5 protein-coding genes are annotated in these 5,858 nt (G+C 62.4%); 1 reads left to right on the top strand and 4 read right to left on the bottom strand.

The genetic code is table 11. The annotated features are described in order from the left end of the window. Positions 1 to 76: 76 nt before the first annotated feature. Together EOA24_RS25085 and EOA24_RS25080 are read right to left on the bottom strand one after the other, a co-directional pair. The gene (locus EOA24_RS25085; protein ID WP_127410160.1) at positions 77 to 820 is read right to left on the bottom strand and encodes a creatininase family protein; all 744 of its coding nucleotides are present in this window, start codon (positions 818 to 820) and stop codon (positions 77 to 79) included. Between the two features lie 3 nt (positions 821 to 823). Then, positions 824 to 1,390 (bottom strand): SIS domain-containing protein, encoded by a 567-nt coding sequence (locus tag EOA24_RS25080; protein ID WP_126082441.1) that lies wholly within the window; start codon positions 1,388 to 1,390, stop codon positions 824 to 826. Between the two features lie 187 nt (positions 1,391 to 1,577). Between EOA24_RS25080 and EOA24_RS25075 the strand changes: the two genes are divergently transcribed. Continuing rightward, positions 1,578 to 2,600 carry an aldo/keto reductase gene (locus tag EOA24_RS25075; RefSeq protein ID WP_126082440.1) on the top strand — a complete coding sequence of 341 codons (1,023 nt, stop codon included), beginning with the start codon at positions 1,578 to 1,580 and terminating at the stop codon, positions 2,598 to 2,600. Positions 2,601 to 2,671: 71 nt separating this feature from the next. Here the strand turns inward: EOA24_RS25075 and hupB are convergent, their stop codons facing one another. Continuing rightward, positions 2,672 to 2,944 (bottom strand): DNA-binding protein HupB, encoded by a 273-nt coding sequence (gene hupB / locus EOA24_RS25070; RefSeq protein WP_027166452.1) that lies wholly within the window; start codon positions 2,942 to 2,944, stop codon positions 2,672 to 2,674. 197 nt (positions 2,945 to 3,141) lie between these two features. Continuing rightward, the gene (gene lon / locus EOA24_RS25065) at positions 3,142 to 5,553 is read right to left on the bottom strand and encodes an endopeptidase La (RefSeq protein WP_126082439.1); all 2,412 of its coding nucleotides are present in this window, start codon (positions 5,551 to 5,553) and stop codon (positions 3,142 to 3,144) included. Positions 5,554 to 5,858: the final 305 nt, after the last annotated feature.

Below are 5,858 nucleotides of genomic sequence, written 5' to 3'. Positions count from 1 at the left end.
CTGGAACACCCCTCATCCGTCTCGGCGCTGCGCGCCCATCCACCTTCTCCCACAAGGGGAGAAGGAAGAACCGCACCTATCGCACCAGGATGGACCTCAAATGATCAAGGATCATGGCGACGCCGATCTTGCCGAGGCCTGCCGAGGCCTCCGCCGCGTCTTTCGTGTACCAGCCGGTGTTGTCGGCCAAATGCTTCTCGTCCACGGCCTCGGGGCATAGCGCCAGCATCAGCGAGGTTTCGCCTTTGCCGGCATGGTCGAACGGGTATTTGCCGTTCATCGCGGCCGGCATCAGCGGATGCACCTGCACCCAGTTGAAGACGTTCTCGCCTTGGGCATGGCCGGCATAGTAATCGGCCATGCTGTTCGACCCCCACCAGCCCTCGCCGCGCTCCTTTTCCAGGAAGCGGAAGATCGCCTGGCGGCCGGCAGTCTTGAAGGCGAGGTCGGTCGGCATGCCGGCCACGAAATTCTCGGTCTGGTGGTGGATGATGGCGTGGATGTTGCGGAAGCCGATGCGCAATAGCCCATAGAACAATTCCTCCGCGAAAGGCGAAAGCACCGGACCGCCGACCTGCACCGAGCCGCTGCCTTCCGGCGCCGCCACCGCATAGCTTGCCGCGCCGTAATAGAAGGGCGGCAGGATGACGAGGTCCCTCTCCTTCTCGATCAGCTCCACCGTCTTGATGACGGCCAGCGTGTCCATGCCGACCGCCATGTGCTCGCCGTGATATTCGAGCACGCCGAGCGGCAGCCCGACCGGCCAATTCTCCTCGATCGCCTTGCGGATCTGGTGCGGCAGCATCAGCTCGTAGCGCATCTCCTACTCCATATTGGTGTGCCTGGCGCGCATGGCTTCCGGCGTCGCGTTGGTCAGCGCCTGGAGCTTCAGCACCATGATCTCGAACAACAGGAACAGCGCGCCTTCGAACAGCGAGCCCATCGGCAGCACCGAGCTTCTTGCCGCGCCCTGGTCGCTGGCCATGGTCTGGGCGGAAATGACCAGCGTGAAATCGGCGAGTTTCGCCGCGCTGCCCGCCGGTTCGGCCGTCAGAAGCAGCACCTTCGCGCCGGCATCGCGGGCAACCCGCATCAAGGTCAGCACCGTGGTGGTCTCGCCCGGCCCTGAACTCGCCAGGAAGAGGTCCTCCTGCCCGAGCGGCGGCGTGGTCATGTCGCCGACCACCGAAACCGGCAGGCCGAGATGATAGAGCCGCATGGCAAAACCCTTCACCTGCAGCGCCTCGCGGCCGCAACCATAGACGGCGATCCTGCGGGCGCCGGCCAGCATGGCGCAGGCTGCGTCGATCCTGGCTTCATCCGTGCGCGCCAGCACCGCGCCAAGCTCGTCCAGCGCTGTCGCGAACATGCCGGATCCGGCTTTGCTCATGGAATGGCTCACCTGTCTGCGCGATGTCGCGCGTCTCTATAGATTCGGCGGCTCGCTGGCCGCGAAAGGCTTGTTTTTGTTCATGCTACCATTGCGAAAATCGCTGTCCAACGAGCCTCGGCACTTTTGCTGGGCCACCGGCGTGATAGTGTCATGTCAGACAAATCGCTCCGGGACATCGTCAGACATGAAGACACGGCACTTCGACCGCATCGGCAATGGCGGCATCACCTTCACCGAACTTGGCTTCGGCACCGCGCCGCTCGGCAATCTCTACCGCGCCATCTCCGACGAGGACGCCAATGCCACCCTGGAGGCGGCATGGAAGGCTGGCTGCCGCTACTTCGATACGGCGCCGCTTTACGGCCTCGGCCTGTCGGAAACCCGCCTCAACCCGTTCCTGCGCGGCAGGAAGCGCGACGACTATGTGCTGTCGAGCAAGGTCGGCCGCCTCATGCGCGTCGCCCCGCCTGACCAGCGCACCGGCATCGGCAAGTTCTTCGAGACGCCGTCGCGCCGGGAAGTCTACGACTACTCCTATGACGGCGTCATGCGCTCCTTCGAGGCCTCGCTGGAGCGCCTTGGCGTCGACCGCATCGACATCCTCTTCGTCCACGACGTCGACATCTTCACCCATGGCAGCAAGGAAGCCTCGGATGCCCGCATCGCGGAGTTCATGTCGTCCGGCTATTACGGGTTGCTTTCGCTCCGCGACCAGGGTGTGATCAAGGCCTTCGGCGGCGGCATCAATGAGTGGCAGGTCGCGCAGACGCTGGCCGAGCGCGGCGATTTCGACCTGTTCCTGCTCGCCGGCCGCTATACGTTGCTCGAACAGGAAGCGCTGCAGTCCTTCCTGCCGCTTTGCCAGAAGCGCGGCATCGGCATCGTGCTGGGCGGCCCCTACAATTCCGGTGTACTGGCGACCGGGCCGAAGCCTGGCGCCTTCTACAACTACAGCGAGGCGCCGAAGGAGATCCTCGATCGCGTGGCGCGTATCGAGGCCGTCTGCAAGCGCCACAATGTGCGCCTGATCGAGGCGGCGCTGCAATTCCCGCTGCAGCATCCGTCGGTGATGTCGGTGATCCCCGGTGGCCAGCGGCCGTCGGAGGTCGAAAGCAACCGCGCGCTGCTCGACACCAAGATACCGGCCGCACTCTGGGCGGATTTGAAGCAGCAAGGCCTGATGCGCGCCGACGCGCCGACGGCCTGAGCCGGTTGCCTGTCACCTGAAAAAAGAAAAGCCGGGCAAGCCCGGCTTTTCTGCTCTTAAAGAAAAAGGTCTTAGTTGACCGCGTCCTTGAGGCCCTTGCCGGCCGAGAACTTCGGCACGGTGCGCGCCGGAATCTTCACTTCCGCGCCGGTCTGCGGGTTGCGGCCGGTCGAAGCAGCACGTTTTGACACGGTGAAATTTCCGAAGCCGACAAGCCGGACATCGCCGCCCTTCTTCAGTTCGCCAGTGATCACGGAGAACACCGCATCGACGGCCGACTGCGCATCAGCCTTCGAAATGCTTGCGGAGTCGGCGACAGCGGACACCAGTTCGTTCTTGTTCATCAAAATTCCCTTCCATGAGAAAACCGGAACTTACGACTCATCCGGCAGGAAACGGACTTTAGAAAGAAGCGATCCGGAACCCAAGCCCAAAAACCGCGGAATTCCGGGCTTTTTTCCATTTTTTCATGGCTTTTTCACATGAAAAAGCCGGGCTCAAGGCCCGGCTCTCTCTTTGTGCACTGCAACTTTAACTTTTGTTAGTGCGCGAGCGACTTTCCGGCATCGTCGCCGGTGTCGACCGGAGCCGGCGCATTAACCGGCTCGACCCACTCGATCGGCTCCGGCATCCGGGTGAGCGCGTGCGCGAGCACCTCGCCGACCCGCGAGACCGGAACGATCTCCATGCCGTTCTTCACATTGTCCGGAATATCCGCCAAATCCTTGACGTTCTCTTCCGGGATCAGGACCTTCTTGATGCCGCCGCGCAATGCCGCGAGCAGCTTCTCCTTGAGGCCTCCGATCGGCAGGATGCGGCCACGCAGCGTGATCTCGCCGGTCATCGCCACATCGGCCCGGACCGGGATACCCGTCAGCACTGACACGATGGCCGTGGCCATCGCGGCACCGGCGGACGGGCCGTCCTTCGGGGTAGCGCCTTCCGGCAAGTGGACATGGATGTCGCGCTTGTCGAACAGCGGTGGCTCGATGCCGAAATCGAGCGCCCTGGAGCGGACATAGGAAGCCGCCGCCGAGATCGATTCCTTCATCACGTCGCGCAGATTGCCCGTCACCGTCATGCGGCCCTTGCCGGGCATCATGACGCCTTCGATCGTCAACAACTCGCCGCCGACTTCCGTCCAGGCAAGACCCGTGACCACGCCGACCTGATCGTCGGCCTCGACCTGACCGAAGCGGAAGCGCGGAACGCCAAGATAATCGGCGAGGTTTTCCGCAGTGATCTTCACCGTCTTCTTCTTCGTCCGCAGGATCTCGGTCACCGCCTTGCGCCCGAGCTTCATCAGCTCGCGCTCCAGGCTGCGCACGCCGGCTTCCCGCGTGTAGGTCTGGATGATGCCGCGGATCGCATCCTCGCCGACCGAGAATTCGTTCGGCTGCAGGGCATGATCACGGATCACCTTTGGCATCAGGTGACGCTTGGCGATCTCGATCTTCTCGTCCTCGGTGTAACCGGCGATGCGGATGATCTCCATGCGGTCCATCAGGGGCGCAGGGATGTTCAGCGTGTTCGCCGTCGTCACGAACATCACGCTCGACAGGTCGTATTCGACCTCGAGGTAATGGTCCATGAACGTCGAGTTCTGCTCCGGATCGAGCACCTCGAGCAGGGCCGATGACGGATCGCCGCGGAAGTCCTGGCCCATCTTGTCGATCTCGTCGAGCAGGAAGAGCGGGTTGGACTTCTTGGCCTTCTTCATCGACTGGATGACCTTGCCGGGCATCGAGCCGATATAGGTCCGCCGGTGACCGCGGATCTCGGCCTCGTCACGCACGCCGCCGAGCGCCATGCGGATGAACTCGCGTCCCGTCGCCTTGGCGATCGACTTGCCGAGCGAGGTCTTGCCGACGCCGGGCGGTCCGACGAGGCACAGGATCGGCCCCTTCAGCTTCTTCTGCCGGCTCTGCACGGCAAGATACTCGACGATGCGCTCCTTGACCTTGTCGAGGCCGAAATGATCGGCGTCGAGCACGTCCTGCGCATAATTGAGGTCCTGCTTGACCTTGGAGTTCTTGCCCCACGGGATCGACAGCAGCCAGTCGAGATAATTGCGCACCACCGTCGATTCAGCCGACATCGGCGACATCGACCGCAGCTTCTTCAATTCAGCTTCCGCCTTCTCGCGGGCCTCCTTGGAGAGTTTGGTCTTCTTGATGCGCGCCTCGATCTCGGCGGCCTCGTCGCGGCCGTCCTCGCCCTCGCCGAGCTCCTTCTGGATCGCCTTCATCTGCTCGTTGAGGTAGTACTCGCGCTGCGTCTTCTCCATCTGGCGCTTGACGCGCGAGCGGATGCGCTTCTCCACCTGGAGCACGGATATCTCGGCTTCCATGAAGCCCATCGCCTTCTCCAGACGCTCCTTCACGGAAAGCGTCGCGAGCATCTCCTGCTTCTCAGGGATCTTGATGGCGAGATGCGAGGCGACCGTGTCGGCGAGCTTGGAATAGTCGTCGATCTGGCTGGCCGCACCCACCACTTCGGGCGAGATCTTCTTGTTCAGCTTGACGTAATTCTCGAAGTCGGTGACGACCGAGCGGGCAAGCGCCTCGATTTCGACCTCTTCCTCTTCCGGCTCGGCGAGCGCGGTGGCGCGGGCCTCATGGAAATCGGCGCGGTCGGTGAACGAGACGATCTTGGCGCGCGAGGCGCCCTCGACCAGAACCTTCACGGTGCCGTCGGGCAGCTTCAGGAGCTGCAGCACATTGGCGAGCGTGCCGATGTCGAAAATCGCATCGGGCTCAGGATCGTCGTCGGCTGCATTCATCTGGGTGGCGAGCAGGATCTGCTTCTCCTGACCCATCACCTCTTCCAGCGCCTTGATCGACTTTTCACGGCCCACGAAGAGCGGCACGATCATATGCGGGAACACGACGATATCGCGCAGTGGGAGGACTGCGAAAACGCCGTCGCCGGAAGCCTTGGATATCTTGGCCATTGTCCAACCTTTCATGTCGCGGCCGCTTATTTTAGCCAACCGCGAATCTCATATTAACGACCGAGTGTCGTTCCGCCTACCACCGTTTGTGACGGGAGTTTTACAGCACAGAATTCGGCGCCTCGGCCTTCTGCTGTTAGGTGGATGCAGCCGGGGCAAAGATCAAGGGTTAACACTGTCGCTCGACCCGTTCCATCGCATATCCGCGCCCCGTTGACAGCAAAACGGCGCCACGCGGGCGCCGTTCCATGAAAATGACGGGTCCAGTGCCATTTCAGGCGCTGACATTGCCCTTCTTTTCCTTC

The organism is Mesorhizobium sp. M2A.F.Ca.ET.039.01.1.1 (genome assembly GCF_003998035.1).
GTDB lineage: Bacteria > Pseudomonadota > Alphaproteobacteria > Rhizobiales > Rhizobiaceae > Mesorhizobium.
The sequence above is the reverse complement of the archived record's forward strand: the minus strand, read 5'-3'. Positions and strand labels throughout refer to the sequence as shown.

Coding starts and splice junctions, on each gene's coding strand:
- EOA24_RS25085 (WP_127410160.1), bottom strand. CDS start 820: ATGCGCTACGAGCTGATGCTGCCGCACCAGATCCGCAAGGCGATCGAG.
- EOA24_RS25080 (WP_126082441.1), bottom strand. CDS start 1,390: ATGAGCAAAGCCGGATCCGGCATGTTCGCGACAGCGCTGGACGAGCTT.
- EOA24_RS25075 (WP_126082440.1), top strand. CDS start 1,578: ATGAAGACACGGCACTTCGACCGCATCGGCAATGGCGGCATCACCTTC.
- hupB (WP_027166452.1), bottom strand. CDS start 2,944: ATGAACAAGAACGAACTGGTGTCCGCTGTCGCCGACTCCGCAAGCATT.
- lon (WP_126082439.1), bottom strand. CDS start 5,553: ATGGCCAAGATATCCAAGGCTTCCGGCGACGGCGTTTTCGCAGTCCTC.